The sequence below is a fragment of the Candidatus Megaera venefica genome (genome assembly GCF_034554655.1).
Taxonomy (GTDB): Bacteria; Pseudomonadota; Alphaproteobacteria; order Rickettsiales; family Rickettsiaceae; genus Megaera_A; species Megaera_A venefica.
The window spans coordinates 1-25,739 of record NZ_JARJFB010000004.1; the positions used below are offsets into that span (position 1 = coordinate 1).

General features: G+C 36.2%; 38 protein-coding genes, 2 tRNA genes and 1 pseudogene. 33 read left to right on the forward strand and 8 right to left on the reverse strand.

Going from position 1 to position 25,739, the window contains the following annotated elements:
- Window positions 1-27 precede the first annotated feature (27 nt).
- Complete coding sequence (locus Megvenef_RS00485; protein ID WP_322776053.1) at window positions 28-351, forward strand: DUF2660 domain-containing protein; 324 nt, start codon at window positions 28-30, stop codon at window positions 349-351.
- A gap of 113 nt (window positions 352-464) precedes the next feature.
- Here the strand turns inward: Megvenef_RS00485 and Megvenef_RS00490 are convergent, their stop codons facing one another.
- The 8 genes from Megvenef_RS00490 to rlmB all read right to left on the reverse strand — a co-directional run bounded on the left by Megvenef_RS00490 (window position 465) and on the right by rlmB (window position 8,908).
- Window positions 465-1,004 (reverse strand): cytochrome b, encoded by a 540-nt coding sequence (locus Megvenef_RS00490; protein ID WP_322776054.1) that lies wholly within the window; start codon window positions 1,002-1,004, stop codon window positions 465-467.
- Window positions 1,005-1,036: 32 nt separating this feature from the next.
- Window positions 1,037-2,431: a Ppx/GppA phosphatase family protein gene (locus Megvenef_RS00495; protein ID WP_322776055.1), complete on the reverse strand. Its 1,395-nt coding sequence runs from the start codon at window positions 2,429-2,431 to the stop codon at window positions 1,037-1,039.
- A gap of 196 nt (window positions 2,432-2,627) precedes the next feature.
- Complete coding sequence (locus Megvenef_RS00500) at window positions 2,628-4,337, reverse strand: type IV secretory system conjugative DNA transfer family protein (RefSeq protein WP_410519740.1); 1,710 nt, start codon at window positions 4,335-4,337, stop codon at window positions 2,628-2,630.
- A gap of 34 nt (window positions 4,338-4,371) precedes the next feature.
- Complete coding sequence (gene virB11 / locus Megvenef_RS00505) at window positions 4,372-5,370, reverse strand: P-type DNA transfer ATPase VirB11 (protein ID WP_322776057.1); 999 nt, start codon at window positions 5,368-5,370, stop codon at window positions 4,372-4,374.
- Window positions 5,367-6,824, reverse strand: a complete 1,458-nt coding sequence (locus tag Megvenef_RS00510; protein ID WP_322776058.1) for a TrbI/VirB10 family protein — start codon at window positions 6,822-6,824, stop codon at window positions 5,367-5,369. The genes virB11 and Megvenef_RS00510 overlap by 4 nt, the downstream gene beginning before the upstream one ends.
- Window positions 6,825-6,827: 3 nt before the next feature.
- Window positions 6,828-7,241 (reverse strand): TrbG/VirB9 family P-type conjugative transfer protein, encoded by a 414-nt coding sequence (locus tag Megvenef_RS00515; RefSeq protein WP_322776059.1) that lies wholly within the window; start codon window positions 7,239-7,241, stop codon window positions 6,828-6,830.
- Window positions 7,228-7,947: a VirB8 family type IV secretion system protein gene (locus Megvenef_RS00520; RefSeq protein WP_410519741.1), complete on the reverse strand. Its 720-nt coding sequence runs from the start codon at window positions 7,945-7,947 to the stop codon at window positions 7,228-7,230. The genes Megvenef_RS00515 and Megvenef_RS00520 overlap by 14 nt, the downstream gene beginning before the upstream one ends.
- Before the next feature lie 181 nt (window positions 7,948-8,128).
- On the reverse strand, window positions 8,129-8,908 hold the full coding sequence (rlmB, locus tag Megvenef_RS00525; protein ID WP_322776061.1) for a 23S rRNA (guanosine(2251)-2'-O)-methyltransferase RlmB: 780 nt from the start codon (window positions 8,906-8,908) through the stop codon (window positions 8,129-8,131).
- A 143-nt stretch (window positions 8,909-9,051) separates the two neighbouring features.
- Here rlmB and Megvenef_RS00530 point away from each other — a divergent pair.
- The 32 genes and pseudogenes from Megvenef_RS00530 to Megvenef_RS00685 all read left to right on the forward strand — a co-directional run.
- Window positions 9,052-9,137: transfer RNA gene (locus tag Megvenef_RS00530), tRNA-Tyr, on the forward strand.
- Window positions 9,138-9,167: 30 nt separating this feature from the next.
- Window positions 9,168-9,241: transfer RNA gene (locus Megvenef_RS00535), tRNA-Gly, on the forward strand.
- Between the two features lie 98 nt (window positions 9,242-9,339).
- A complete protein-coding gene (gene tuf / locus Megvenef_RS00540; protein ID WP_322776062.1) occupies window positions 9,340-10,518 on the forward strand; it encodes an elongation factor Tu in 1,179 nt (392 codons plus the stop codon).
- 99 nt (window positions 10,519-10,617) lie between these two features.
- Window positions 10,618-10,935: a 30S ribosomal protein S10 gene (gene rpsJ / locus Megvenef_RS00545; RefSeq protein WP_322776063.1), complete on the forward strand. Its 318-nt coding sequence runs from the start codon at window positions 10,618-10,620 to the stop codon at window positions 10,933-10,935.
- A gap of 2 nt (window positions 10,936-10,937) precedes the next feature.
- On the forward strand, window positions 10,938-11,582 hold the full coding sequence (gene rplC, locus Megvenef_RS00550; RefSeq protein ID WP_322776064.1) for a 50S ribosomal protein L3: 645 nt from the start codon (window positions 10,938-10,940) through the stop codon (window positions 11,580-11,582).
- Between the two features lie 38 nt (window positions 11,583-11,620).
- Window positions 11,621-12,244, forward strand: a complete 624-nt coding sequence (rplD, locus tag Megvenef_RS00555; RefSeq protein WP_322776065.1) for a 50S ribosomal protein L4 — start codon at window positions 11,621-11,623, stop codon at window positions 12,242-12,244.
- A complete protein-coding gene (locus Megvenef_RS00560; RefSeq protein ID WP_322776066.1) occupies window positions 12,244-12,540 on the forward strand; it encodes a 50S ribosomal protein L23 in 297 nt (98 codons plus the stop codon). The genes rplD and Megvenef_RS00560 overlap by 1 nt, the downstream gene beginning before the upstream one ends.
- Complete coding sequence (gene rplB, locus Megvenef_RS00565; RefSeq protein WP_322776067.1) at window positions 12,540-13,370, forward strand: 50S ribosomal protein L2; 831 nt, start codon at window positions 12,540-12,542, stop codon at window positions 13,368-13,370. Before Megvenef_RS00560 ends, rplB begins: the two co-directional genes overlap by 1 nt.
- Window positions 13,371-13,381: 11 nt before the next feature.
- Window positions 13,382-13,660 carry a 30S ribosomal protein S19 gene (gene rpsS / locus Megvenef_RS00570; protein WP_322776068.1) on the forward strand — a complete coding sequence of 93 codons (279 nt, stop codon included), beginning with the start codon at window positions 13,382-13,384 and terminating at the stop codon, window positions 13,658-13,660.
- A gap of 12 nt (window positions 13,661-13,672) precedes the next feature.
- Window positions 13,673-14,023, forward strand: a complete 351-nt coding sequence (rplV, locus tag Megvenef_RS00575; RefSeq protein ID WP_322776069.1) for a 50S ribosomal protein L22 — start codon at window positions 13,673-13,675, stop codon at window positions 14,021-14,023.
- A 1-nt stretch (window position 14,024) separates the two neighbouring features.
- A complete protein-coding gene (gene rpsC, locus Megvenef_RS00580; RefSeq protein ID WP_322776070.1) occupies window positions 14,025-14,669 on the forward strand; it encodes a 30S ribosomal protein S3 in 645 nt (214 codons plus the stop codon).
- Between the two features lie 27 nt (window positions 14,670-14,696).
- The gene (gene rplP, locus Megvenef_RS00585; protein WP_322776071.1) at window positions 14,697-15,107 is read left to right on the forward strand and encodes a 50S ribosomal protein L16; all 411 of its coding nucleotides are present in this window, start codon (window positions 14,697-14,699) and stop codon (window positions 15,105-15,107) included.
- Window positions 15,100-15,315: a 50S ribosomal protein L29 gene (gene rpmC, locus Megvenef_RS00590; protein ID WP_322776072.1), complete on the forward strand. Its 216-nt coding sequence runs from the start codon at window positions 15,100-15,102 to the stop codon at window positions 15,313-15,315. Before rplP ends, rpmC begins: the two co-directional genes overlap by 8 nt.
- Window positions 15,316-15,546, forward strand: a complete 231-nt coding sequence (gene rpsQ, locus Megvenef_RS00595) for a 30S ribosomal protein S17 (protein WP_322776073.1) — start codon at window positions 15,316-15,318, stop codon at window positions 15,544-15,546.
- 73 nt (window positions 15,547-15,619) lie between these two features.
- Window positions 15,620-15,988, forward strand: coding sequence for a 50S ribosomal protein L14 (gene rplN / locus Megvenef_RS00600; RefSeq protein WP_322776074.1), 369 nt, complete (start codon window positions 15,620-15,622; stop codon window positions 15,986-15,988).
- Window positions 15,989-16,318, forward strand: coding sequence for a 50S ribosomal protein L24 (gene rplX / locus Megvenef_RS00605; protein ID WP_322776075.1), 330 nt, complete (start codon window positions 15,989-15,991; stop codon window positions 16,316-16,318). It begins immediately after the preceding gene.
- Window positions 16,318-16,860, forward strand: coding sequence for a 50S ribosomal protein L5 (gene rplE, locus Megvenef_RS00610; protein ID WP_322776076.1), 543 nt, complete (start codon window positions 16,318-16,320; stop codon window positions 16,858-16,860). The genes rplX and rplE overlap by 1 nt, the downstream gene beginning before the upstream one ends.
- Before the next feature lie 23 nt (window positions 16,861-16,883).
- Complete coding sequence (gene rpsN / locus Megvenef_RS00615; RefSeq protein ID WP_322776077.1) at window positions 16,884-17,189, forward strand: 30S ribosomal protein S14; 306 nt, start codon at window positions 16,884-16,886, stop codon at window positions 17,187-17,189.
- Between the two features lie 34 nt (window positions 17,190-17,223).
- A complete protein-coding gene (gene rpsH, locus Megvenef_RS00620; RefSeq protein ID WP_322776078.1) occupies window positions 17,224-17,616 on the forward strand; it encodes a 30S ribosomal protein S8 in 393 nt (130 codons plus the stop codon).
- A 9-nt stretch (window positions 17,617-17,625) separates the two neighbouring features.
- Window positions 17,626-18,153 carry a 50S ribosomal protein L6 gene (gene rplF, locus Megvenef_RS00625; RefSeq protein WP_322776079.1) on the forward strand — a complete coding sequence of 176 codons (528 nt, stop codon included), beginning with the start codon at window positions 17,626-17,628 and terminating at the stop codon, window positions 18,151-18,153.
- A gap of 119 nt (window positions 18,154-18,272) precedes the next feature.
- Entirely contained in the window at window positions 18,273-18,629 is a 357-nt protein-coding gene (gene rplR / locus Megvenef_RS00630; protein ID WP_322776080.1) for a 50S ribosomal protein L18, read from the forward strand.
- Between the two features lie 12 nt (window positions 18,630-18,641).
- Complete coding sequence (gene rpsE, locus Megvenef_RS00635; RefSeq protein WP_322776081.1) at window positions 18,642-19,151, forward strand: 30S ribosomal protein S5; 510 nt, start codon at window positions 18,642-18,644, stop codon at window positions 19,149-19,151.
- A 30-nt stretch (window positions 19,152-19,181) separates the two neighbouring features.
- Window positions 19,182-19,391, forward strand: coding sequence for a 50S ribosomal protein L30 (gene rpmD, locus Megvenef_RS00640; RefSeq protein WP_322776082.1), 210 nt, complete (start codon window positions 19,182-19,184; stop codon window positions 19,389-19,391).
- Window positions 19,392-19,406: 15 nt separating this feature from the next.
- Window positions 19,407-19,880 carry a 50S ribosomal protein L15 gene (rplO, locus tag Megvenef_RS00645; RefSeq protein ID WP_322776083.1) on the forward strand — a complete coding sequence of 158 codons (474 nt, stop codon included), beginning with the start codon at window positions 19,407-19,409 and terminating at the stop codon, window positions 19,878-19,880.
- Window positions 19,881-20,079: 199 nt separating this feature from the next.
- Window positions 20,080-21,369, forward strand: coding sequence for a preprotein translocase subunit SecY (gene secY / locus Megvenef_RS00650; RefSeq protein WP_322776084.1), 1,290 nt, complete (start codon window positions 20,080-20,082; stop codon window positions 21,367-21,369).
- Window positions 21,366-22,013, forward strand: a complete 648-nt coding sequence (locus Megvenef_RS00655) for an adenylate kinase family protein (protein ID WP_322776085.1) — start codon at window positions 21,366-21,368, stop codon at window positions 22,011-22,013. Before secY ends, Megvenef_RS00655 begins: the two co-directional genes overlap by 4 nt.
- Before the next feature lie 63 nt (window positions 22,014-22,076).
- Complete coding sequence (gene rpsM / locus Megvenef_RS00660; protein ID WP_322776086.1) at window positions 22,077-22,445, forward strand: 30S ribosomal protein S13; 369 nt, start codon at window positions 22,077-22,079, stop codon at window positions 22,443-22,445.
- Window positions 22,446-22,460: 15 nt separating this feature from the next.
- Window positions 22,461-22,844: a 30S ribosomal protein S11 gene (rpsK, locus tag Megvenef_RS00665; RefSeq protein ID WP_322776087.1), complete on the forward strand. Its 384-nt coding sequence runs from the start codon at window positions 22,461-22,463 to the stop codon at window positions 22,842-22,844.
- Between the two features lie 26 nt (window positions 22,845-22,870).
- Window positions 22,871-23,890 carry a DNA-directed RNA polymerase subunit alpha gene (locus Megvenef_RS00670; protein WP_322776088.1) on the forward strand — a complete coding sequence of 340 codons (1,020 nt, stop codon included), beginning with the start codon at window positions 22,871-22,873 and terminating at the stop codon, window positions 23,888-23,890.
- Window positions 23,891-23,942: 52 nt separating this feature from the next.
- Entirely contained in the window at window positions 23,943-24,356 is a 414-nt protein-coding gene (gene rplQ, locus Megvenef_RS00675) for a 50S ribosomal protein L17 (RefSeq protein WP_322776089.1), read from the forward strand.
- 18 nt (window positions 24,357-24,374) lie between these two features.
- Window positions 24,375-24,632: pseudogene (rpsT, locus tag Megvenef_RS00680) on the forward strand (30S ribosomal protein S20); the annotation flags it as partial.
- A 779-nt stretch (window positions 24,633-25,411) separates the two neighbouring features.
- On the forward strand, window positions 25,412-25,739 hold a 328-nt coding region (locus Megvenef_RS00685; RefSeq protein ID WP_322776028.1), incomplete at its 3' end, for a transposase.

A 25,739-nucleotide genomic window follows, 5' to 3' on the forward strand; every position in this document is an offset into this window, starting at 1 on the left:
AAAAAATGAATGTGCGGTGATTTATTTTTGAAATTCTTGAAATTATATCAAAAATTTAGAGTTTTGACGGAGAGACTATATAATCAAAATAGGCATAAAGAAGATGAAGATAAGAGCCTAACTCTTCAAGAAAAGATAGAACTCTCTTGGGCATTTTTAACAAATATAACTGAACAAGTGATGAATCGTTTTTCAAATCAAGATCAGCAAAAGGTTGAAAATGCTGGCCAGGCTTTAAGCAAAAATGGAGCTAAGTATCAGCATAATGTTAATCGAGAAGCTAATATTGTTCAGGCAGTTATTAAAACAAGAGTTAAAGATCAAAACAAAGGCCAATCGGTCTCTAGATAGGCTGATATGGGATACCGCACTTGATCCGGTATTCTCGTTGCATAGCCTTGGATCCTATGAAATTAAATTTAGGATGACGAATTTGCTGAGCAGTTGCTTGTTTAGGTTAACTGCTATAATTGTTTTATCATGCGCATTAAAACATTATCTTTCCTGATAAAGTGGTGATAAAAAGCTGCTCCTATATGCATTATGATAACTGCTATAAAACCCCAGATAGCTGTTACGTGAATCGTATGAAAAATAGTTGCCAGTTCTCCATTTTTTTCAAATGCAGGGATTACGAATAAGCCAAATACTGGTATATCATGTCCGCCAAATCTAGACATCATGATACCACTAATTGGCATGATAAGCATAAAAACATACAGCAGAAAATGTCCTGATTTAGCAGCAAGTCTTATCATTTGAGGAAGGCCAGAAGGCGGTAGTACTACCTTATCGCATAATCTCCATATAATTCTGAAAACTATAAGGGATAATACAATTACCCCAAAGGCTTTATGCATTCCATATAATTCAAATTTTTCTGGGGATGATTCCATAGAACTCATAAAAAAACCAACACAGATTAATCCAATAATTGAAAAAGAGATTACCCAGTGCAGAATTCTAGCAATTAATCCATAAGAATTTTCAGTGTTTTTTAGCATAACTTATATTTTGATTTAATTTGAAACTGGTATTAATTAGAGTATATTTTTTTTGCATAAGCAATAGATTTAAGGCGGCTGCAGACTTTTTCAAAAGTAGGGCGTGGTAAAATTTCTTTACTATCGATTTCAAGATAATAATTTTTTGATTTAATAGAAAAAGAGGGGGAACTAAAACTAGGGCCATCAATTTCTTCGGCTATTTGCAAGAAATGGCCGATAATTTGACTCCTTGCATAATCTTCTTTAGTAAGAAGTTTTTTAGAAATTCTAACGAGTTCGTTATCTGGTTTATAATTAGAAGCATAAGCAAGAACTAGAGCAAGCATTAATCGAACTTGATGTTTGAATGGAATTTCTGAAGATAGTATAAATTCAGTAAGAGCAACTGGTGGAAGTGTGTTATCAAATTTGCGTTTTAAACTCATAAGCATTATAGCAAATTTTAGGATAGTCATGCTAATTTCATTTTTTCCAGCGATAGATTCCAGAATATCATGATAACTGTTGAAATCCGTTTTAGTAACGTCATAGTTACAGGTATATTTTACTTTCTCTTCGACAATATCTTTATTTTTGTCATCATCAGTTAGTAGCTCTACCCTCACTCCTTCTTTGAGCCCATAGGTAGACACAATGATTTTTTCTGGTTTAAAGACTTCAATCATTGCCTCGGCTACTAATAATGCGTTGCTATTGATTTTACGTTTACCGAGTTTGCTTTTCGTATTACTTGAAGAAGACCTTAATTTTGCGAGATAAGTCGAAAATTCATCTGATAGTATTTCAAGATTATGCAGATTCTTTATAGGATATTCGGTAAAATCAATATATAACCTACCGATAAACCTAAGAGCACCGCCGATTAGGTAAAGGTTTTTGTAAGTTTGGTTGCCAAATGTTTCTGAAATTATTTGGATTATCTCGTTTTTATTAGTAATATTTCTTGCTGTAATAATTTTGGTTCCAAGCTCAAGTGATTCAAGTTTTCCAATGCAGCCATTTTTCACTTCAACTAATTCTAGGCTACCGCCACCAAGGTCAGCTGCAATGCCTACGCTATCACGTATGCCACTGATTAAACCTTGAGCAGTTAGCTTTGCCTCTTCTTCACCAGTTATTATTCTAATATCAAAGTTATATTTATTCTTTATGAATGAAATAAAGTCATTGGCTCTTGGGTGGTCTCTAAGTACCGCTGTGGCAACGCAATTAATATCCGTGACTTCCAGCCTTTTGAATACATGTAAGAGATATTGAATAGACAGATATGATTGATGCTTTACATCAAACGATTCGTGGGATAGCAGACTAAGAATGTCGTTCTTAAATTTATTATTAAATATTTCAGGAGCACCAAGTGTGTTGTCTTCATAAACAACGGCTCTTATGGCATTGTAGCCAATATCCATGATTGCACGGCGCATGTGTATTTCTTTTTTTTATTTTTAAGCTAGGAAGGACTAAGTTCCTCCTGCCACATATTTTATAGCTTTGACAGTTATAGTGGGTCATATCCCCAACTGTAAGCAAAAGCGTGAGTCCACTCGCCACTTAGAATCCTGTTTTTATTTAAATTTTAGCTCCCAAAAGACTAGCAAAAGCATTGAGATTTTATATTTCTCAAACTGATTCTTCAGCTTGTTTAGCTTCGCTTGCTTTTTCACTTTTTGGATCAAAAGGCGTTTGTGTTGGTATAAATGTAGGGGGTAAAAGTCTTTTTGTAAAGAACTTATCTTCAAAATATTTAATTTTCTGTGATCGAATTGGAGGAAAAGATTCAATTAACACTATCTGGTCATCACGAGGTAATTGAATAACTTCTTGAGGAAGTAATAATGCCCGTGATACGTTTGAAACATTTTGAGTTCTTGTTGAAACATTTAAGTCAAAGAATAATGGTTTATTATAGGAAGTTTGTTCTACTGTTTTATTACCACATAATTGTGAAATAAGGTTTGCAGTTTCATAGTTATTGGCTGCAAAAGTAATACGAAATGTTGAGTTTGATAAAAACGAGTTCATCCCGGCTTCTTCATAAGCCCCTTTAAGTTGTTGAGTATCTTGAATAATTAAGAATAAACGTACTCTATAGCCCCTGAAATAAGCGATACCAGCTTTTATTTGATCCATTTTTCCAAGCGTTGGAAATTCATCTAATAAAAACATTACACCATAGGGTTCTTCTTTTACATCTGGCATTTTACGGCTTAGGAATTCACTGGCCTGTTGATAAAAAATTTGCATCAATTTTTGCAATCTTTGAATATTATCTGGAGTTAAGCCAACAAACACAGTGGTTTTTTTCTTTTTAAATTCCATGACATTGAAATCGGAAGAAGCCGTTGCTGCATCAATTAATGGATTTGCCCATAGTTCAAGAGAAGAGTTCATAGTTGAAATAACACCAGAACGTTCTTTATCAGCCTTTTGTAGAAATGCAGCAATATTCATATAAGCAACTGGATGCATAATCTCACCTAGTGTATCTAGAGCTACGGCAAGGTTATACACCACGTCATCACTACGCATAGTTCGTACAACTTCACCAAATGATTTGACCTTAGTTTCATCGGCAATAAGGTAAAGAACTACTCCTAAAAATAAGCTTCTTGCTTCATTTTCCCAAAATTCTTGCTTTGGTAGGATAAGGTTGGCAATTTTTTGTACGTCATCTACCATCTGCCCAGGTTTGCTACTTACCCAGTCGATAGGGTTATAACAGTTAGTAACACCATCTGGATTTGATGGTTCCCACACATAAACTTCTTGGCCGCTTTGGGCTCTCCATCCGCTGGTTAAAAGGTGATTTTCAAGTTTGATATCATGAACAATTACAGAATGCTCCCAAAAGAGTAAATTTGGAATTACGAACCCAACCCCTTTACCTGATCCTGTAGGGGCAAATAGTAAAGCATGCTGAAAACCGTCTGCGCAAAAATAGCCGATGCTGTCTTTTCCTAGAAGCATTCCATGCGCTGCTCTTAAACTAGCTCTCTCTATATCTGATTGAGTGGCCCATTGTGCTGAACCATACACCGCCTCTTTTGGTAGAAAAAACTCAAGAGTTTTTATTCTGTTGAAATTCTTAACATAAAACAAAGCGACGAATGAAGGAGGAATTATTAGAGCTAAAAGAAGTTTTATTTTTATGTAATCATAGGAACTGTAATCTAGTTTTGTCCATGAATGTAAAAGCCAAGATGCCCATTTGTAGGTTATTGCAATTGCGTTTAAATCTAAACCAATTGTTCTAAATTCATTAGTAATAAAAGAAATAATAAGGCCGCTTGTCCATAAAGTGCACATAAACACAAATGGATGTATTATCATATGGCCAAAAATTGTTCTAGCTTTTTTAAGAGTATTATTGAACACTGTCTTCACCTCTCATTCCTTTAAAATATATCTCGGAAACATAACGTTTTCCACCACTACCGCGTTTTAGCTGAACGACTATATCAACAACGGCTAAAATATATTTCTTAATTTCGTCTGGGGGCATCCCAAGTCCAGCCTGCATAACCATCAATTTTAACTGTTCCAAAGCCATTGAAGGAGCATCTGCGTGTAACGTTGAAATAGAACCAGGATGGCCAGTATTAATTGCCCTTAAGAAGCTAAAAGCCTCGGCTCCTCTAAGTTCACCGACTATTATTCTATCTGGACGCAAACGTAAACAAGCTTCAATTAGGTCTTGAGTTGTTACTTTGGCTCTACCTTGACCTCCTTTAGATGCCAATAGATGAACTTTGTTTGGATGGTTGTGTAGCTGTACTTCCCTCGCATCCTCAACTGTAATTAATCGTTCATGAGTGGGGATTTCTCCAAGTGCAGCATTAGTGAAAGTGGTTTTTCCAGTTGATGTACCACCGCTAATGACTATATTTTTTTTACAAAGTACTGCGTGCCTGATAAATTCTTTTATTTGCTTTTCTTTTAAGTAATTGCATAATATTGCATTATTTTCATCAACCATTTCAGTCGTAGAAGTATTATCGAATGCTCCCATTTTTGCGTACGCGTCAAGAGAAAGGTGCATCGTTGAACCTTTACGTATAGCAAAAGCTGCTAAATTAGGTTCGACGGCTGGTGGGAATACTATCTGAATACGGTAGCCGTTAGGGAGTGTGGCAGAAAGTAATGGGTTTTCTTCAGAAATTTTCTGATCTGTAGATTGAGCAACCAATCTCCCCAAACCAAGCAAGTGATCAATGTCAACTTCTGGTATTAGCTCTAAGCGTTGGTCGCCTTTTTTCTCAACCCAGGCTTCACCAGGTTTGTTAATCATAAGCTCGTTAACACCTTCTTCAGCGAAGATATTTTTAAACGGTAAAAGATAAGTTTCTAGTGCCGCAAAACTCATTTCATTGACCTCGACTTACCAAGAGCAACTTTTGGAAATTTATAATCCTTATTCACGTAAATCCTTACAGCGGTTCCTTGATCTAAAGTTATTGTTGGCTTAAATTCCTGCTCTTCAAGCATTTTTTTCACTGTATCAGAAATATCTGTAAATGCTTGTTTGGTAGATTCTTGAGCTTTACTTTGTTCAACATTAGCAGTTGTATTTACTATTAACCCATCAGAAGAAGCATTAATAGTGCTCATTAATGAAGTGAGTTTTGCTAGATCAGTAGCTGTTGCATCAGCTGCCAAATTATTACACGCTGTATTGATTTGTGTAAATGTGGCAGAAGTTTTATCTTCTATAGCGGTAAGCACAGCTGCGCAAATTTGCACTCTTTTTTGAGCCTCAGTAAGTACAGGTGTGGTAGGTTGTGTAAAAATGCCATTGGCTATATTCTTTACATTAGTTGCTGTAAGATTTCGGTTAGCAGCAGCTTGAGAATTTATTTGCGGTTTAACAAGTGAATCAAGAGTTTTTGCTAAAACAACATTGAATGCAGATCTTAAAACAGCGTTGGAAAATCTCTCTCTAAATTTATTATCTACCCTACCTTGATTACCCTTTCTTCCTACATTATCCACTCCGGCACCGCTCAAGTTAAGAGTATAGCCAGTTGTGAGATCTACTCTTGTCCATTCAATCGAAATACGTCCATAGGACCCCTCGATTCCTACAGCATAATTACCAAATACCCGAGATCCTTTCGGTAGTAAAATATTTTTACCCCACTCAGAATATATATCTTTGGTAATGACTGCCCGTATTTCCCCACCAAGATCTGTGTTAAGTGCTGTTTCAATAATGGCATCAATGATTTTACCACGCCCCAAAACAAGATTCATATCTCCACGATAACTAAAGTCAGCTTCTTGTTGAAGTTGTTCAGCAGATTTGGCTGGAGGCGTTCCAGCTACTAAAACAAGCGCAGATTTTCGTTTTGCTTCTAATCTTTTTTGAGCATCCTCATCTCGCACTTTACCAAAAGGAAGAGTAGGAGTAGAAGTTATTTCTGGTGTTGGTAATACCTCTGAGCTAGCAGATGGTAAAGAAGGAAGTGCTTCTTCCGCCATTGGTAGAGCCTCAGCCTCTGATGGAGGTGGAGGCGGAGGTGTTGGATCCTCCAATCTAGGCGGAGCAGGTAATGTTGGAATGGAAGGGATGTCACTGTCAGCTGCTACTTGAATTGGTTTTGCTACCTCATCTGGCATCGGCGTGTTATCTTTATTTTTATCTACATCAGATGAGTTAATAAATAAGTTGAAAAACAAATAAGCAAAAACGGCAATAACTCCAACTAGTATTAGTATACTCTGTTTTGGATTGCTAGCAACTTGCGATAGTTCTTGATCAACCTCAGGCAACTGGTTGTTGCCAACATCAATTTGCCCTGGCATGTTGTCTTTTGACATAAATTACCTAGATTTTTTAGGGTATTGGAACCTAATGACGTATACTAAATCTCTTTCATCACCGTCTTCAAGTTCTTTAGCAACAATATCAAATTGGTATGTTCTTTTGTCTGTGATAATAGTCATATTTGTCCTAATATCACGCTCCATAGGTTTTATAAACAATCTATTGCCTAAAGGCGTTATCTTCCAGGCGTAAGAATCACCTAAAGTAATCGTTTCAATAGTTTCGCCTTTACCGAATTCAATATGGGATTGAAATCCATAATGGAGAACAAGAAGATACACGTCATTTGGGCTATAAAAATATGTTTTTATTCTGCTATCAGTTGTTAAAGCAGAGTCATCTCCCAAAGCAATTTTATTTGAACAAGCAAAAATTAACAATATGGTTAAAAGTATTCTAACTACTATCATCGTCCATCCTATATCCGGTTACTTGAAAACCCACTGGATTGACATCTTTGTCGCTTTCTGTCAATTCCATCGGCAAATACTGAAACTCAACCACTGCTATTTTGTTAAAAACCTTCATAGCACCTGCAGTTTCGTTTATTGAGAATCGCATAATATATTTTTTATCAGCTAACTTAGACCATGATTTGACCACTAAATATGTCGTATTTTTTTGGCCGTATTTAATGGTCGGATCAACTGCCTCATTTTTTAAGTACCCACGATAGTCCCAGTAAATTGAATTTGAGGAAAGCAACCTGACTATTCGTTTTGCTTCTGTGCTAAAGTCAACTGGGTTATACGTTTCTCTTGCGATAATATATTTTTTGATAAAATACTGAGCAAGAGCTTCGTTACCACTTAATATACTGGATGAAAGCGGATTTACAACCTTTGCTATTCCTGTTGTATCGTCGATTTGTATGACAAATGGATCAAATCTCTTGGTATTTATTACGTACGCTACTACACCAATTGATATTATTGATAAACAAAGCAAAATTAATAATAATAAAAACAATAAATTTCTTTGAACCGTTATGTTGTCGTAACGTTCTTCGTACCAGTTTCTTAGTTGCTTTACCTCTTGCTGCGCTGCAACCCCGTTGGTCGGTGCGGTTACTTCGCTCGTTTCAGTTTTTTTGAACTTATTAATTAGATCGCTAATTTTGATCATCACTAACCAAACACACTCGGATTACATTATGTTGCTAAATTTTGTACATATCATTATGTAACAGCTATTGTTGTAAAATAAATAAAAAGATCGTCTGGGGATGAATTAACAACACTTTTTTTATCGTGAGTTGCTTTTAGAGCGCGTAGGTATAGGTATATAGTTATCTATTTTAAATATAGTGAAGATTTAACAAGTGAAAAATTATACTAGCCGCATTAGAGGCGTTTAGGCTCTCTACTTGTTCTGAAATTGGTATTTTTATCAGAAAATCGCATGATTCAGAAGTAAGTTTGCGCATTCCCTTGCCTTCTGAACCTATAATTACGGCAACTTTATCAATATCTACTATTTCTTTTAAATTGTTCTGACCTTTCGAATCAAGCCCAGCGATCCAGAATCCTTTGTTTTTTAGTGTTTCGATTGTTTGCTTAATATTAGTGACTTTTGCTATTTGAACTAATTCTAGACATCCAGAGGCTGCTTTCGCAATTGAAGCATTCTCGTCTGGCGCATTATCTTTGGGTAATATTATTTTGTCTATGTTAAAAGCAGCTGCGCTTCTAATAATTGCTCCAATATTTTGAGGATCAGATATTTGGTCTAATATAACTACTCTATCTTTAGTAGGGAAAAACTTCAATTCATCTATGCTATTTTTAAAAACACTATTAACAAGAGCGATTACGCCTTGGTGTGGTTGATCTTTACCAACTTTCTTTATAATAAAGTCATTTTGTACTATTTCTACATCATGATTTTTTAGTTTGTTCTTAAACTCGTCTGCAAACCTTGGAAGACAAAATATTTTTTTAATTTCGCGATTACTATTTTTTGCTGCTGCTAAAACTGCATGAGTACCATACATATAGTACTCTGTTCTGGTTGAAACGTTCGTTTTATTCTTAATACGCATAATACCTAAGCTTTTACTCAAAAATGTTCTTGACATAAACTACTATTTATTATAGAAACTTACAACTAAACATTTTCGATATACCGCCCTGAAGGGTATAAAAAAGCTTGAGATTGACGCTTTGTGAATTAGTACTTGCGTTTAATGCTCGAGTGGTTTATTTTGCTGTAGGTTTATCAGGAGGGGTGGCCGAGTGGTCAATGGCAGCAGACTGTAAATCTGCCCGCGTATGCGTTCGAAGGTTCAAATCCTTCTCCCTCCACCACTTGAATTATGTGTGGTTTAGGTGAGTATTGCGGGTGTAGCTCAATGGTAGAGCCCCAGCCTTCCAAGCTGGCTGCGTGGGTTCGATTCCCATCACCCGCTCCATAAGCTTAAATGTAGCTGTGGATATTTGAGCGATGATGTTAAAGTAAGTTAAGTAATTTTTAGTTGTTGAACTTTTATATATTTTTAGGAGAAAACTTATGGCAAAGGCAAAGTTTGAGCGGAATAAGCCGCACTGTAACATAGGAACTATTGGTCACGTAGATCATGGTAAAACTTCTCTTACAGCGGCGATTACTAAAGTTCTGGCGAAAAAAGGTCAGGCAAAAGAATCAAAATATGATGAGATAGATGGTGCTCCAGAAGAAAAAGCAAGGGGTATTACAATTTCAACAGCTCACGTTGAATACGAAACAGACAAGAGACACTATGCTCACGTTGACTGTCCTGGTCACGCTGATTATGTAAAAAACATGATTACTGGTGCTGCCCAAATGGATGGAGCTATACTTGTTGTGTCGGCTGCTGATGGTCCAATGCCACAAACCAGAGAGCATATTCTTTTAGCTCGTCAGGTTGGTGTGCCTTCGCTTGTTGTGTTCCTGAACAAAGTTGATCAAGTAGATGATCCAGAGCTTTTAGAATTGGTAGAAATGGAAGTAAGAGAGCTTCTTTCTCTTTATGAGTATCCAGGTGATGAAATTCCTGTTATTAAAGGTTCTGCGCTTAATGTTCTTAACGGTACTGATGAAAAATGTATTGAAGAGCTTATGGATGCGGTTGATTCTTACATCCCGCAGCCAGTTCGTGAGCTTGATAAGCCGTTCTTGATGCCGATTGAAGATGTATTCTCTATTTCCGGTCGTGGAACTGTTGTTACTGGTAGGATTGAGCAGGGTATAGTTAAAGTTGGTGAAGAGATTGAAATCGTTGGTATTAAAGATACTGTCAAAACAATCTGTACTGGTGTTGAGATGTTTAGAAAACTTCTTGATTCTGGTCAAGCTGGAGATAACGTCGGTGTACTTCTTCGTGGTACAAAAAGAGAAGATGTGTATAGAGGTCAGGTTTTAGCTAAACCTGGTTCAATTACTCCTCACACTGAGTTCGAAGCTGAAATCTACGTTCTTAATAAAGAAGAGGGTGGTCGTCATACACCGTTCTTTAAGAATTATCGTCCTCAGTTTTATTTCAGAACTACTGACGTTACTGGTGAAATTGAATTGCCAGCAGGTAAAGAAATGGTAATGCCTGGTGATAATACAAAAATTGTTGTTAAGATGATTTCTCCTGTTGCCATGGATGAAGGTTTACGTTTCGCGATTCGTGAAGGTGGTAGAACTGTTGGTGCTGGTGTTGTGTCGAAAATCCTAAAGTAAATATCTCTAAGCGGCGCGAATTTTCGGGCCGCTTAAGTATTTAGAGTTGGCGTCTCTTTTTGAGGCTTATACTTGGGCTGTTTTAAATATAAGGTTAATATGAATAATCAGAGAATAAAAATCAAACTAAAGTCTTTTGATCATCGCTCCCTTGAGCATGCGACAGGCGAGATTGTTAGTGCGGTAAAGCGTACTGGTGCGGATGTTAGTGGTCCAATTCCTCTTCCGAGACATATTGAAAGGTTTACGGTTATAAGGGGTCCTCACATCGACAAGAAGTCTAGGGAGCAATTTGAGATTAGAACTCAAAAAAGATTGGTGATTATTAATTATCCTACTCCGCAAACTGTCGAAGCTTTAAGGAAAGTTGACTTACCAGCTGGTGTTGATGTTGAAATTAAATTGGTAGGTGTTTAAAGATGAGAACAGGTTTGGTCGCAAAAAAATTGGGCATGAGCTCGATGTTCACCGAGCAAGGTGAAAGAATTACACTTACATTTTTACAGCTTGAGGATTGTCAAGTGGTCGGTCAAAAAACTGACTCTAGAGATGGATACAATGCTGTTGTTTTGGGTTCTACTTTGAAGAAACCTTCGAAGGTTTCTAAGCCAATGAGAAAAGTTTTTGCTGATGCAAAAGTTGAACCAAGGGCTTTATTAAAAGAGTTTAGGGTCTCTCAAGACAACCTGCTTGATATTGGTTGTGAGATGAAACCAAGTCACTTTAAAATTGGTCAATTTGTCGATGTTACGGGAAGATCGATTGGTAAGGGGTTCGCTGGGGTTATGAAAAGACATAACTTTAGAGGGTTGGAAGCTTCGCATGGTGTTTCTGTATCCCATCGTTCTCATGGTTCGATTGGTCAGTGTCAAGATCCGGGCAAGGTGTTTAAGGGTAAGAAGATGGCTGGTCATATGGGTGATGAGAATGTGACTATTCAAAATTTACGAATTGTAGAAATTGATGATGAAAAAGGAATAATTATTGTTTCTGGAAATGTGCCTGGGTCGAAAGGTAAGTACGTGTCGATCAAAGATGCTGTTAAAAAAGCAGTTTCTGTATAGTTTTAGATATTGGATTGAGTGAAATTAGGTAAAAATTTATGAAAGCTGATTTGGTAAGTCTAAAAAATCAAGTTGTTGGCGAAGTATCGTTGAGCGAAGCTATTTTTGGACTGGAAGCAAGAGAAGATATCATTAAAAGAGTTATCGACTGGCAAAGGGCTAAAGCTAGAAGCGGGACTCATGCTGTTAAAACAGTGGGAGAAGTTTCTGGTTCAAACAAAAAGCCTTTTAAGCAAAAAGGAACTGGTAACGCAAGGCAAGGTAATGCTCGAGGTGTTCAGCGTCGTGGCGGTGGTATAGCTCATGGCCCGCAAGTAAGATCTCATGAGACGAGTTTGCAAAAGAAAGTTAGAAAGTTAGGTTTGAGGCATGCGCTTTCGATAAAATTGGCGGCCGGTGCGCTCCATTTTGTTGATTCTGTTGAAATGAAGCAGCCTAAAACTGCTGAATTGGTCAAGGCGCTTGCTAATTTCGGTGGTGGTAGATTTTTTGTAATTGATGGTGCTGCTTTTGTTGAGAAAAATTTAAAACTATCTGCAGCTTCGGCAATTAATACTTGTGTAGTGCCGGTGATTGGTGCGAATGTTTATGACATTATAAGAAGTGATCATGTGTTGATATCGAAAGATGCGCTACCGCTTCTAGAAGAGAGGTTGAAGTAATGACGACTAAGATTAAGTATGATTTGATAAGAAAACCTATAATAACCGAAAAATCAACGATTCTCGGTGAGCATGGTAAGTACGTGTTTGAGGTTTCTCCAAGTAGTAATAAGATTTCGATAAAAAAAGCTATTGAAGAGATATTTGGAGTTAAAGTAAAAGCTGTGAATGTTCTGAATCAAAAGGGTAAAGTTAAGAGATTTAGAGGTGTTATTGGTCGTAGATCTGATGTAAAGAAAGCAATTGTTACTTTAGAAAAAGATCACACCATAGATTTAGCTGGAGGTGTTAAATAATGGCCTTAAAAAAGTATAATCCGACTACGCCATCGCAAAGAGGTTTAGTTCGAGTTGATAAAAGTGATTTATGGAAAGGTGGGCCGGTTAAGCAATTAACAGAAGGTATTTCTAAGACTGGTGGTAGAAATAATCGTGGTAGGATTACTTCCCGTCATATAGGTGGTGGTCATAAAAAACTCTACAGACTTATTGACTTTAAGAGAAATAAGTTTGATAGTGTGGCGACCATTGAACGTATTGAATACGATCCAAACAGAACGGCTTATATAGCTTTGATCAAATACGAAGATGGAGAGTTGTCTTATATTCTAGCTCCAGCCAAGTTGAATCCAGGCGATAAGGTAGTGTCTGGTAATGATGATGTGGATATAAAAATTGGAAATTGTCTTCCTCTAAAGAATATCCCGGTTGGTACTATTGTGCATAATGTTGAGATGAAACCTGGTAAAGGTGGACAAATTGCTAGATCTGCTGGTGCTTCAGTAAGTCTTGTTGGAAAAGACTCTGGTTATGCTCAGCTAAAATTGGCTTCTGGAGAACTTAGAATAGTACTACTTAGTTGTATGGCAACTATTGGCACTTTATCTAATGCAGATAAAAAGAATACGATCGTTGGTAAAGCTGGAAGAAATAGATGGCTTGGCAAGCGTCCTCATGTTAGAGGTGTTGCGATGAACCCTGTCGATCACCCACATGGTGGTGGTGAAGGTAAGACTTCGGGCGGACGTCACCCTGTTACTCCATGGGGTAAGCCGACTAAAGGTAAGAAGACTCGTAAAAATAAGCTTACATCTAAGTTTATATTGAAAAGAAGAACAAAAAAATAGGTGAATGAGATATGGCACGTTCGGTATGGAAAGGTCCTTTTGTTGATGGGTACTTATTAAAAAAAGTACAAAAATTAATGGACGCAGGTAATAAAGAAATTATCAAAACTTGGTCGAGAAGGTCAACAATTTTACCAATGTTTGTTGGGTTTACATTTGCTGTACATAATGGTAATAAATTCATACCAGTTACGGCTACAGAAGAAATGGTTGGTCAAAAGCTTGGTGCGTTTTCTCCAACTCGTACCTACCATGGGCATGGTGCGGATAAAAAAGCGAAAAGAAAATAGGTGCAAAGAATAATGAGTAATTTATCAGCAAAGGCTTCGATTATACGTTTAAGAACTAGTTCTCAAAAATTGAACTTAGTCGCGGCGGTGATCAGAAATATGAAAGTTTCAGATGCGTTGGTGCAGCTTACATTTTCGCCAAAGCGTATAGCTATTGATGTAAAAAAATGTTTGCAATCAGCTATTGCTAACGCTGAAAATAATATGGGATCAGATATTGATAATCTTGTTGTAAGTTCAGCTACTGTTGGTAACTCTATAGTGATGAAAAGATTTAGAGCTAGAGCAAGGGGCAGAGGGGCTAAGATTATTAAGCCGTTTAGTAACTTGTATATAACAGTATCCGAAAAAGAGGAGAAATAATATGGGACAAAAAGTAAATCCCCATGGTTTTAGAGTAGGGCCAACATTATTTAAGGGGTGGGAATCTGTGCTTTATGCAGAGAAGGATTATGCTGAAAAATTGTTGCAAGATTTAACGGTTAGATCGCTAATCACTAAAAAATATAAGCTTGCTCAAGTAAGTAGAGTGATAATTCAAAGACCTAGTAATAGTATTGTAGTTAATATACATGCTAAAAAACCTGGTATAATTATAGGAAAAAGTGGCTCTGACATTGAAAAACTCAAGCGTGATGTGCAAAAGATTACATCAGCTGAAGTTTTTATTAATATCCATGAAATTAAAAAGCCTGGAATTGATTCAAATGTTGCGGCACAAACAATTGCTCAACAATTAGAAAGCCGTGTATCATTTAGAAAAGCGATGAAAATGGCGATTCAAAACTGTTTTAAGCAGGGTGGTAAGGGTATTAAAGTTGCGGTTTCTGGTCGTTTAGGTGGTGCAGAGATTGCAAGAACGGAGTGGTACAGAGAAGGAAGAGTTCCTCTACATACGCTGCGTGCAGATATTGATTATGGTACAGCTGAGGCTTTAACTACATATGGTATTATTGGTATCAAAGTGTGGGTATATAAAGGCGAATATAGTCAGCAGCCTAGAAGATAATTATTAATATTAGATTGGAAGATTAAAATGCTAGCTCCAAAAAGGCAAAAATTTAGAAAAGCTCATAAAGGAAGAGTCGCTCCAAAAGCTAAGAGCGGTACTATGCTTAATTCTGGTATGTTCGGATTGAAGTCACTAGATGGATTGCGTGTTACCGCAAGGCAAATAGAGGCTGCTCGTCGTGCTGCAGTAAGGCATATGAAAAGGCAGGGCAAGTTTTTTATAAGAATTTTCCCAGACTTGCCTGTTTCTAAGAAACCGAACGAAGTTCGTATGGGTAAAGGTAAAGGGTCTCCTGAATATTTTGCTGTAAGGGTGTCCCCTGGAAGAATTATGTTTGAAATTGATGGAGTAAATGAAGATGTGGCAAGAATAGCTTTAGAGCTTGCTGCTGCAAAGTTACCGGTTAGAACAAAAATAGTACAAAGATATGAGTGATAAAGAATTTACATCAAAGGCACTTTCTGGTTTAAGCGTTGAAAAATTAAGAGAAAAAGTTGTTTTTCTAAAAAAAGAACTTTTTAATTTGAGGTTTCAAAAAACTCTAGGGGAGCTAACTAATACAACGAGATTTTCTATGGTAAGAAAAGACATAGCTAGGGTAAATACTGAATTAACAAAAAGAAAAGCCGGAGGCTCGAAATAGATGCCTAAAAGAATTTTACAAGGCACGGTTGAAAGTGCAACAAATGATAAGACGGTTTCAGTAAAGGTTGAAAGAACGTATAGACATCCTTTGTATAAAAAAACTGTAAGAAGATCTACTAAATATGCTGCACATGATGAAAATAATGTGTGCAAGGTTGGTGATAAAGTAAGAATCGAAGAATGTAGACCTATTTCCAAGACTAAGTCTTGGGTGGTAATGGGCGAATAAGTCGTTGACTTTTTGGGGCGGTTTCTGTATTTTGTCCTTTGTTTAATGTTATATGAATTGGAAGTTTTGAATTATGATTCAGATGCAGAGTATGCTTGATGTTGCAGATAACTCAGGTGCGAAAAAAGTGATGTGTATTAAAGTCCTTGGGGGCTCTGCTCGTATGATATCTGGTTGTGGTGATGTTATTGTAGTATCAATAAAATCAGCATCTCCTGGTGGCAAAGTTAAGAAAGGTGAAGTGCACAGAGGTCTTATTGTAAGAACTAAAAAAGGTGTGAGAAGGCCTGACGGGAGTACTATCAAATTTGATTCAAACTCGATAGTTCTTGTTAATAAGCAGAACGAGCCTATAGGTACGAGAGTTTTTGGGCCAGTTCCTAGAGAGCTTCGTGGAAAGGGGTTTATGAAAATAATTTCCCTTGCGGAAGAGGTGATTTAAATGAGTAAATTGAAAATTAAAAAAGGCGACACAGTTAAGGTAATAACTGGTAAAAGCAAAGGTAAGGTAGGGGATGTATTAAAAGTATTCCCGTCTGAGAAGAAGCTAATAGTTTCTGGTGTAAATCTTGCAAAAAAACATACTAAGGCAACTCAAACGAGTGAAGGTGGTATAGTGCAGAAAGAGCTTCCTATTCATATATCGAATGTAAGTCATATTGACCCTAAGACGAATGAAATTACAAAAATAGGATATAAAGTTCTAGAAGGCGGTAAAAAAGTTAGGTTTGCCAAAAAATCTGGTGAAATAATTTCTAAGGAAGGTAAATAATGTTGCTCAGGTTTAAAGAGCTTTATAGTAAGCAGATAATTAAAACTTTACAGGGTGAGTTTAAGTATCCTAATAAACATCAGATGCCTAAATTGTCAAAAATTGTGGTAAATATGGGTGTTGGTGATGCAGTGCTTGATTCAAAAGTTATTAATCATGCGATAAGTGATATGACTGCCATTACTGGACAGAAGCCTTATACTACTTACGCTAAGAAATCTATCGCGAGCTTTAAGCTACGTGAAGGTATGAAGCTTGGTTGTAAAGTTACGCTAAGAAGAGATAGAATGTTCGAATTCTTGGAGAGGTTAGTTCTTGTTGCTTTGCCTAGGGTGAAGGAATTTAAAGGCTTGTCTGTTAAGAGTTTTGACGGAAAAGGTAATATCACTTTTGGTATTAAAGAGCAGATAGTTTTTCCTGAAATCAATTATGATAAAATTGATAAAATAAGGGGTATGGATATTACTATTGTAACTACTGCGAAGACAAACGAAGAAGCAAAACTATTGCTTTCTGGGTTTAACCTTCCATTCTACAATTAAAGTTTAATTAAAAGCACAAAAATATGGCAAAAATTGGATCTATAAACAGAAACGAGAAAAGGAAAAAGTTAGTAAAATCTTTTAAACTGAAAAGGGAAGCGTTGTCTAGTCAAATACAAGATAAGAAGCTGCCGCTTGAAGAGAGATTTGAGTTGGTTTTGAAACTAGCTGATTTGCCAAGAAATTCTGCAAAAAATAGAATTAGAAATAGATGTGCAATAACAGGGAGACCAAGAGGTTTTCATCGTAAGATGGGTTTGTCCCGTAATGTACTTAGAGAATTGGCGGCAAAAGGAATGCTTCCTGGTGTTATTAAAGCCAGCTGGTAAAGAAACAAATATTTAAAGATTAGGAATTATCATTATGTCGATGTCAGATAATATTGCGGATATGCTAACTAGGATTAGAAATGGTCAAAAGAGCAAGCTCCTTAACGTAGCTTTGCCTATGTCTAATCTTAAGTGTACGGTTCTTGATGTGTTAAAAAGCGAGGGGTTTATCGTTGGTTACACAAAAGATGTGGAAAAAAGAGTGATTGATATTTCTTTGAAATATTCACGTGTTGGAGAGCCAGCAATATCTGAAATCCACAGAGTGTCTAAACCAGGGAAAAGAATTTATTCTTCAATTAACGATTTGCCTGGTTATTTTAATAACATGGGTATTCATATTTTGTCTACATCTCATGGTGTTATGTCTGATAGGCAAGCCAAAAAAGTGAATGTAGGCGGCGAAGTAATTTGTAAAGTATTTTAGAGTTTTGTAATGTCAAGAGTAGGTAAATTACCGATCCCAGTTCCGGCAGGGGTAAAAGTCGAAATCTCTGGTTTGAATATAAAAATTCAAGGGCCAAAAGGAGTTCTTGAGAAAGTTTTTGCTGGGCAGATTTCTATAGATCATATAGATGGATTTATTATTGTAAAACCACTGTCTGAAGAAGCGAGAGCTATGTGGGGTACTGCAAGAAGTATTATCAATGGGATGGTTAAAGGAGTTACTTTAGGTTTTACTGAAGAGCTTGAAGTTAATGGCGTTGGTTACAGAGCTTCCGTAAAGGGAAAATACCTTAATTTGACTCTCGGTAAGAGTCATAATACTAAGATTGAAATTCCTGAGGGGATTAAAGTAGAAGCGCCAAAGCAAAATATAATTGTTCTTGAGTCTCATGATAAGCAGAAATTAGGACAGTATGTTGCTATTATTCGTAACCAGAGACCGCCAGAGCCTTATAAAGGTAAAGGTATTAGGCGCAAAGGTGAGTATGTACAAAGAAAAGAAGGTAAGAAAGGTTAGTTTTTAACTTTAGTTTAGGATGAAGTAGTTTTCCTAAACTAATAAAATTTTCTTCAATATTATAGCTGGATTTAGGGTGTGTTATCTTAAATTCGCACTTTAGGGGTATGAGTATTATTATGAGTTCAAGTAACCAAAGCTTCATAAAAAGAAGACAAAGAGTAAGAACAAAGCTAAAAAAAGTATCTGACAGAAATAGATTGTCTGTTTTTAAATCTGGGCGTCATGTGTATGCTCAAATTATAGATGATTCTACCTCAAGAACTTTAGTAGCTGCATCTACTTTGGATAAGGAAATTAGGAAGCCGGCTAAGTCAAACTGTAACATAGAATTTGCAATTAAAGTTGGTAAACTCCTTGCTGATCGTGCAGAGAAAAAGTCAATAAAGCTTGTTGCTTTTGATAAAGGTGGTCATAAGTACCATGGTGTTGTGAAGGCTCTTGCTGATGAAGCAAGAAAAAAACTGCAATTTTAATAGAGAAAATAGATGTCTAAAAATACAGATAGCGTAGTAGAAGACCTAGTTCACGTAAACAGAGTAACGAAAGTTGTTAAAGGTGGTCGTAACTTTTCTTTCGCAGCGATTGTGATAGTGGGTGATGAAAATGGCAGAGTAGGTTATGGGAATGGTAAAGCCAAAGAAGTAACGGAAGCTCGTGCTAAAGCTACAAAAGATGCAAGAAATAATATGATTACTGTGCCTCTATATAAAGGAAGAACAATTCACCATGATGTGATAGGCAAAAGTGGTGCAGCCAAGGTGCTATTGAGGAGAGCTGCTCCTGGTACTGGGGTGATTGCTGGTGGACCATTAAGGTCTATTTTTGGTCGTTTGGGGATAGAAGATATAGTAGCAAAATCTTTAGGGTCATCTAGTCCAAATGCTATGATTGCCGCAACTTTTAATGCTTTAAAGAATCTTAGTTCTCCAAAAGATATTGCAGCTCGAAGAGATAAGAATATTTCAGAATTATCTGTAAATTCTTCTGGTATTTAATCGAATTAAATTAAAATTGATAGTAGTGGCATGACTGAGAAAAAAGTAAAAGCAAAAACTAAAGGTCAAATTAAAGTAACTCAAACTGGCAGCCCAATTGGTCGTCCAGACGCTCAGCGTAGAACTTTGATTGGTCTTGGCTTAAATAAACTAAGCAGAACAAGAGTACTCGAAGACACGCCCTCAGTTAGAGGAATGGTTGGCAAAGTTAGGCACTTAGTAAGTGTAGAAACTGTATAATAAGGAATTATGGTTATGAAATTAAACACATTATTTAATATACCAGGCTCTAAAAAACCAAGAAAAAGAGTTGGCAGAGGTAATGGTAGCGGTACTGGTCGGACTTGTGGTAAAGGTGAAAAGGGACAAAAGTCTAGGTCTGGTGTTGCAATTAAAACTGAAGGCGGACAAATGCCTTTGATTAAGCGTTTGCCAAAAAGAGGTTTTAGATGCTCCAAATCTATACAATATACACCAATAAGCCTTGCTGATATTGAAGCTTTGATTTCAATGAAGCGTATTGACAGTGCTAATAGTATTAATAAAGATCTTCTTGTTGATATTGGTTATATCAAAAGCAAAATGGTACCTGTTAAATTGTTGGGTGGTCTTGAAAAAGTAGAGCACAAGCTTACAATCGAATTAGATGCCTGTTCAGAAGGAGCAAAAATAGTTGTTGAAAAAGCTGGTGGTAAAGTTTTGGCAAAAACTCCAGGTTTAGATAATTAAATATAGACTTAAGAAGTAAAGTTTGGAATGGTTAAAGTCTTAATTCTAAATATATTTTTGTAAAAATAACAAATTATAGTTTTGAAGATTTAAGTTCATAGCTACCATTAGCAGATTTTCTTCAATATTATAACTGAATTTATGGTAGTAAGTCTTATCTTGAATTCGTAAATTCGTATTTTAAACTAGATTAAGTATAATGCAAAAATCGAAAGGAGAGCTTAGTAGCAGAATTATATTCACTTTGAGTGTCTTGGTTGTCTGTAGATTTGGCTCTTTTATTCCAATACCTGGAATAGATTCTATAGCATTAGCCAGTTTTGCTCAGCAAAATCAGGGAGGAATTCTTGGTATGTTTAACATGCTGTCAGGTGGTTCTCTTGAAAGAATGTCTATTTTTGCCTTAGCAATCATGCCCTATATTACAGCATCAATTGTCATTCAACTGATGACAATTGCCTACAAACCACTAGAGAATCTAAAAAAGGACGGTGAAGTTGGGCGTCGTAAAATTAACCAACTTTCAAGATATCTTACTGTTTTATTTGCGGCTTTTCAAGCTTATGGAGTAACGCTTGGATTGGAGTCAACAATAACTCCACACGGTCCAGTTGTCATTATTGCTCCTATGATTTTTAAAATATCAACTATTACCACTCTTGTAGTAGGTACTATATTTTTGATGTGGCTAGGCGAGCAGATTTCATCTAGAGGAATTGGCAATGGGACATCTTTGATAATTTTTATAGGTATTGTTTCTGGTTTACCAAGCGCCGTTATTGGTATGTTTGAGCTTTCTCGTAAAGGGGCAATGTCTCCTTTGGTTGTTATGGCTATATGTGCTGGGGTGTTAATAATGATTGCCACGATCATTTTTTTCGAGCGTGCGCAGAGAAAGGTGCTTGTACAATATCCGAAAAGGCAGGTGGGTAATAAGATATATGGCGGAGATTCCACGCATATGCCGCTCAAGCTTAATACTTCTGGGGTAATTCCTCCGATTTTTGCAAGTTCTGTTTTGCTCTTTCCAGCAACTATTTCTGATTTTTCTGGGAAAGACTCAGAAATAATGGGTATAATTTCACGTTATTTAGGTCATGGGAAGCCGTTATTTATTCTTCTGTATATTTCGTTGATAATGTTTTTTAGCTTTTTTTATACCGCTGTGGTATTTAATTCTGAAGAGACGGCCAACAATCTAAGGAAGCACGGTGCTTATGTACCGGGAAGAAGGCCAGGCAAAAATACAGCCGAATATTTTGATTATTTATTAACCAGGCTCACGGTTATTGGCAGTATATATTTAGCATTTGTATGTATAGTTCCTGAGTTGTTGATGAATAAATTTTCTGTAGCATTTGCTTTGGGTGGAACAAGTTTTTTAATTGTAGTTAATGTCGTGCTTGACACTTTCACGCAAGTACAAACTCATCTTTTTAGTGCTAGGTATGAAGGACTAGTAAAAAAAATGAGGTTAAAAGAGAAATGATAAAGAGAATAATAATTTTAATGGGTCCTCCTGGGTCTGGTAAGGGCACTCATGGTGCAATTCTTTCGAAAGATCTATTTTTGTCGCATATATCTACCGGTGATATTTTTAGAAAGATGATCCAAGAAGATACTGCTGAGTCAAAAATGCTTGCAAGTTATATGAATGAAGGTAAATTGGTTCCCTCAGACTTGGTTAATAAAATAGTTAGGAAATATATTTTATCTGACGAATGTAAAAGTGGATGTATTCTTGATGGTTATCCTAGGACTCTTGAACAAGCAGAGTATTTTATTGAAAATATAGATGCGGATATTAGCACTATTTTCTTTAATCTTGATAATGATGTAGCAATAAAACGTATTTTAGGGCGCTTCAACTGTGTTTCATGCGGTAGGATCTATAACGAATATTTTGACAAACCATCAAAGGCTGGTGTGTGTGATGAATGTGGTTCACACGACCTGTTAGCGAGGTTGGATGACGATCAAGATACGATTGTTGCTAGGTTAGATGAATATAGAAAAGAGACGCTTCCTATGGTCGAATATTACAAAAAGAAAGGTAAGTTCCATATTGTGAATGCTGGTCAATCAAAGCAAAAGGTTGCCGATGAAGTGGCATCTATTGTAAAAAAGATTTGACTTTGTTGAATATTTTTATATTATTCTGATTCTAATTATTTTTTATAAAATTGGAGAGTTTTTGTGGCAAGGATTGCAGGTGTAAATATTCCACCGAATAAAAGATTGGTGATTAGTTTGACATATATTTATGGTATAGGGCTTACTGCCTCTAGAAATATATGTAAAAACACAAATATTTCTGAGAGCAAAAGGGTAAAGGATCTTGATGATAATGAGCTTGTTTTACTCAGGAATGAAATTGATAAGAATTTCCAGGTAGAAGGCGACCTTAGGAGAGAAGTAAGTTTGAATATCAAGAAAAAGAAAGATATTCGTAACTATCAAGGTTTAAGGCATATCAGAAGATTACCGGTTCGTGGTCAGAATACGCATTCTAACGCAAGAACAAGAAAAGGTAAGGCCGTTGCAATTGCTGGTAAGAAAAAATAATTTAAGGATAAAATAATGAGTCCAATAAATAAATCCAAAAAGAAAAAGAAAAATATTAGCTTAGGTATTGTTCATATTAAAGCAACTTTTAATAATACCATAGTTACAGTTACTGATACTCAGGGTAATGTTATTGCTATTTCTACTGCTGGTTCGCATGGATTTAAGGGGGCTAAAAAGGCTACTCCTTATGCAGCTCAGATTACGGTTGATAAAGTTGCAGAAGAGGCAAAAGAGCACGGGCTAAAAACTGTTTCAATAAGAATTAAGGGGGCTGGTTCTCAGAGAGAGTCGGCGATGAGAGCGGTGTTTAGCCAGAATTTTGTAGTAACCTCTATAACAGATGTATCAGGTGTAGCTCATAATGGTGTGAGACCTCCTAAGAGAAGAAGAGTATAAGTGTAGATTTTAAGGAAAGACATATTATGTTATCATTGAATAAAAACTGGAGTTCATTGATTAAACCGTCAAAAATTACGTATGATGGTAAGAATGATGATAATAACATCGCTAATATCATTATAGAACCGCTTGAGCGTGGTTTTGGTTTGACTATTGGTAACGCTCTTCGCCGAGTGTTACTTTCATCTCTTCAAGGAGCTGCGATTACAGCAGTTAAGATTCCTGGAGTAGTACATGAATTTTCAGCAAAATCTGGGGTGAAAGAAGATTTAATCGATATAATTCTTAACCTTAAGAAAGTTGCAGTTAAGATTCATTCGTCTGACAAAAAAACTTTGCGTATTAATGCAAAGGGGCCTTGTGTGGTTACCGCTGGTATGATCGAATCTGGATCAGATGTGGAAATTTTAAACCCAGACCAGATGATTTGTACGTTGTCCAAAGATGTTGAGTTTGAGATGGAATTATACTGTGAAACTGGTAAGGGCTATGTTCCAGCTGGTAATGGTAAAATGAAAGATCTTCCTATTGGAGTTATAGCAATTGATGCATTATTTAGTCCAGTTAAGAAAGTTTCTTACAAGGTTGAAGATACTCGTGTTGGTCAAATCACAGATTATGACAAGCTAATAATGAATGTTGAAACAGATGGTACAATTAGTCCTGAGATGGCAATTGCTTTATCTGCTAGAATCTTACAAGATCAGTTACAATTATTTATTACCTTCGAAGAAGTAGAAGAAGAAAAACACGAAACAAAAGAAGAGCTTGAATATAATCCAATTCTTCTTAAGAAAGTTGATGAGCTTGAGTTGTCAGTTAGGTCAAGAAATTGTCTACAGAATGATAATATTGTATATATTGGTGATCTAGTTAATAAAACTGAAGCTGAGATGTTACGTACTCAAAACTTTGGTAGAAAATCACTAAACGAAATTAAAGACGTCTTAGAAAAATTTAAGCTTAAATTTGGTATGGAAGTCAGTGGGTGGCCGCCAGAGAATATTGAAGAGTTAGCAAAGAAATATGAAGATTCTTATTGAGATATATTTTCTCAAGAGATGACTAAATAAGTTGGAATTTTAGGTAGTAAAAATGCGTCATAAAATAAAAGGATCAAAGTTAAATAGAACGTCTTCTCATAGGAAAGCTATGTTCGCCAACATGGCGACAGCGTTAATTATGAATGAGCAGATAAAAACGACTTTACCAAAAGCAAAGGCTTTGAGACCGATTGTAGAAAGGTTAGTTACTAAGGCCAGAAATGGTACTTTAGCTGCGAGAAGGGATATAATCTCACGCATTAGAGATATAGTTGCTGCAGAAAAATTGATGTCAATCCTGGCCACAAGGTATAAAGAGCGCCCTGGTGGATACACAAGAGTAATTAAAGCAGGATTTAGATATGGTGATAGAGCACCAGTTGCATATATTGAGTTTGTTGACAGAGATGTAAGTGCAAAAGGTTGTATGACTCCAGTAATAGACGATACAGAACAAGAAATTTAAGGATAAGGTTTTTAATTTATGGCAAATCACTCTTCAACCAAAAAAGCGATTAGAAAAACTGAGCGCAATACAGAAGTAAATAAGAACAGAAAAAGTCGTATTAAGACATATATCAAAAAAGTATTAGCGGCTGTTGACTCTGGTTCACCTGAAGAGGCAAAAAAAGCCTTGATAGTTGCTCAATCAGAAATTATGAGAGGAGTTGCTTGTAAGCTAATCCAAAAAAATACTGCTTCAAGAAAAGTAAGTCGCTTAAGTGCTAGAGTAAAAGACCTCATGCTTAATCCACAAGAAGCTAAAAAGACTATAACTACTAAGCCAAGCTCTACCGCTGCAGCAAAAAAGTCTGCAACGAAAAAGGCGAGTACAGTTAAAAAAGCAGCTGTAAAAGTATCTGAATAAAAAAGAGCTTGTAGGTAGACAAAAGAAGAAATTATAGAGAACTAAAATTTGTAATAAAAAAAGCGCCTTTACTTATATGGCGCTTTTTTTTCAACTTGTTTGAAATTATATTCCCCAATACTACTCACTATAGTTTCTTAACTTGAGCTATAGACAGTCAATTTAGGAAAGTGTCGGCTGTGCTAACCAAGCAACTTATGCTTCTTCTTTCTCTAATCAGCGGTCCCCAATTTACCTTATTTTGTTAATCGTTGGGTGTATAAGACAACGGCTAATTCTATTAAAGAAGTAATGGGTAACGATAACAATCCAGAGCAATAAGTAACCTGAACTATGGATAAGGAATAGAGTTGTATAGTTTTATACTGGGACTTGCTGTGCGCACGGAGATCCTGAATTTACTTCAGGATCTCATGAGATAGGAGAAGATATTTGGCTGAAAAGACATGCGAAGCCCACTGAGCTCAGCATGACGGTAGATAAGAAGATACCGGATCAAGTCCGGTATGACTATATTTTTTGCCGGACATAACTAGTCCCTCCGTCAAAACTCTCCCCGCCTGAATTAACAAGGGGTTTCATGTCATAAACAGCTTACAAAATCCATAAGAAAATGGTATAATTACCGCATAAAGCTTACGGATTTTAAAATTATGCCTATAGAAAATATTACTTTTCTCCAAAAACAAGAAAGGTTATTTGAAGAGAAATTATCTACAAAACTAAATCCTAAAAACAAGTTATATAAACTAAGGGATTTAGTAAATTGGTCTGAACTTGAAGCCAGAGCATTGCCTAACATTGAAATCAAGCAATTTGGTAGAAATAAGAAAGATCATAGAGTAATGCTAGCACTATCAATGCTTCAAGCTATGTACAACGGTTCTGATTCGTTTACGGAGGAAGAGCTAAAGGAAAATATTTATTGGCAATATTTTTGTGGTTATGAATATTTGCAGCAAGATCTTGATGTGTCTGAAG

Excerpts from the sequence above, each read along its gene's own strand:
- rplN (WP_322776074.1), top strand. The coding sequence starts at position 15,620 with ATGATTCAGATGCAGAGTATGCTTGATGTTGCAGATAACTCAGGTGCG.
- rplC (WP_322776064.1), top strand. The coding sequence starts at position 10,938 with ATGAGAACAGGTTTGGTCGCAAAAAAATTGGGCATGAGCTCGATGTTC.
- Megvenef_RS00670 (WP_322776088.1), top strand. The coding sequence starts at position 22,871 with ATGTTATCATTGAATAAAAACTGGAGTTCATTGATTAAACCGTCAAAA.
- rpsQ (WP_322776073.1), top strand. The coding sequence starts at position 15,316 with ATGCCTAAAAGAATTTTACAAGGCACGGTTGAAAGTGCAACAAATGAT.
- Megvenef_RS00500 (WP_410519740.1), bottom strand. The coding sequence starts at position 4,337 with ATGATAATACATCCATTTGTGTTTATGTGCACTTTATGGACAAGCGGC.
- secY (WP_322776084.1), top strand. The coding sequence starts at position 20,080 with ATGCAAAAATCGAAAGGAGAGCTTAGTAGCAGAATTATATTCACTTTG.
- Megvenef_RS00510 (WP_322776058.1), bottom strand. The coding sequence starts at position 6,824 with ATGTCAAAAGACAACATGCCAGGGCAAATTGATGTTGGCAACAACCAG.
- rplV (WP_322776069.1), top strand. The coding sequence starts at position 13,673 with ATGAGTAATTTATCAGCAAAGGCTTCGATTATACGTTTAAGAACTAGT.
- rplB (WP_322776067.1), top strand. The coding sequence starts at position 12,540 with ATGGCCTTAAAAAAGTATAATCCGACTACGCCATCGCAAAGAGGTTTA.
- rpsS (WP_322776068.1), top strand. The coding sequence starts at position 13,382 with ATGGCACGTTCGGTATGGAAAGGTCCTTTTGTTGATGGGTACTTATTA.
- Megvenef_RS00490 (WP_322776054.1), bottom strand. The coding sequence starts at position 1,004 with ATGCTAAAAAACACTGAAAATTCTTATGGATTAATTGCTAGAATTCTG.
- rplD (WP_322776065.1), top strand. The coding sequence starts at position 11,621 with ATGAAAGCTGATTTGGTAAGTCTAAAAAATCAAGTTGTTGGCGAAGTA.
- tuf (WP_322776062.1), top strand. The coding sequence starts at position 9,340 with ATGGCAAAGGCAAAGTTTGAGCGGAATAAGCCGCACTGTAACATAGGA.
- rpmC (WP_322776072.1), top strand. The coding sequence starts at position 15,100 with ATGAGTGATAAAGAATTTACATCAAAGGCACTTTCTGGTTTAAGCGTT.
- rlmB (WP_322776061.1), bottom strand. The coding sequence starts at position 8,908 with ATGTCAAGAACATTTTTGAGTAAAAGCTTAGGTATTATGCGTATTAAG.
- rpsJ (WP_322776063.1), top strand. The coding sequence starts at position 10,618 with ATGAATAATCAGAGAATAAAAATCAAACTAAAGTCTTTTGATCATCGC.
- rpsN (WP_322776077.1), top strand. The coding sequence starts at position 16,884 with ATGGCAAAAATTGGATCTATAAACAGAAACGAGAAAAGGAAAAAGTTA.
- rplE (WP_322776076.1), top strand. The coding sequence starts at position 16,318 with ATGTTGCTCAGGTTTAAAGAGCTTTATAGTAAGCAGATAATTAAAACT.
- rplP (WP_322776071.1), top strand. The coding sequence starts at position 14,697 with ATGCTAGCTCCAAAAAGGCAAAAATTTAGAAAAGCTCATAAAGGAAGA.
- rpsC (WP_322776070.1), top strand. The coding sequence starts at position 14,025 with ATGGGACAAAAAGTAAATCCCCATGGTTTTAGAGTAGGGCCAACATTA.
- Megvenef_RS00560 (WP_322776066.1), top strand. The coding sequence starts at position 12,244 with ATGACGACTAAGATTAAGTATGATTTGATAAGAAAACCTATAATAACC.
- rplO (WP_322776083.1), top strand. The coding sequence starts at position 19,407 with ATGAAATTAAACACATTATTTAATATACCAGGCTCTAAAAAACCAAGA.
- Megvenef_RS00515 (WP_322776059.1), bottom strand. The coding sequence starts at position 7,241 with ATGATAGTAGTTAGAATACTTTTAACCATATTGTTAATTTTTGCTTGT.
- rplX (WP_322776075.1), top strand. The coding sequence starts at position 15,989 with ATGAGTAAATTGAAAATTAAAAAAGGCGACACAGTTAAGGTAATAACT.
- virB11 (WP_322776057.1), bottom strand. The coding sequence starts at position 5,370 with ATGAGTTTTGCGGCACTAGAAACTTATCTTTTACCGTTTAAAAATATC.
- Megvenef_RS00495 (WP_322776055.1), bottom strand. The coding sequence starts at position 2,431 with ATGCGCCGTGCAATCATGGATATTGGCTACAATGCCATAAGAGCCGTT.
- rpsE (WP_322776081.1), top strand. The coding sequence starts at position 18,642 with ATGTCTAAAAATACAGATAGCGTAGTAGAAGACCTAGTTCACGTAAAC.
- rpsH (WP_322776078.1), top strand. The coding sequence starts at position 17,224 with ATGTCGATGTCAGATAATATTGCGGATATGCTAACTAGGATTAGAAAT.
- rpmD (WP_322776082.1), top strand. The coding sequence starts at position 19,182 with ATGACTGAGAAAAAAGTAAAAGCAAAAACTAAAGGTCAAATTAAAGTA.
- Megvenef_RS00655 (WP_322776085.1), top strand. The coding sequence starts at position 21,366 with ATGATAAAGAGAATAATAATTTTAATGGGTCCTCCTGGGTCTGGTAAG.
- rplQ (WP_322776089.1), top strand. The coding sequence starts at position 23,943 with ATGCGTCATAAAATAAAAGGATCAAAGTTAAATAGAACGTCTTCTCAT.
- rplR (WP_322776080.1), top strand. The coding sequence starts at position 18,273 with ATGAGTTCAAGTAACCAAAGCTTCATAAAAAGAAGACAAAGAGTAAGA.
- rpsK (WP_322776087.1), top strand. The coding sequence starts at position 22,461 with ATGAGTCCAATAAATAAATCCAAAAAGAAAAAGAAAAATATTAGCTTA.
- rplF (WP_322776079.1), top strand. The coding sequence starts at position 17,626 with ATGTCAAGAGTAGGTAAATTACCGATCCCAGTTCCGGCAGGGGTAAAA.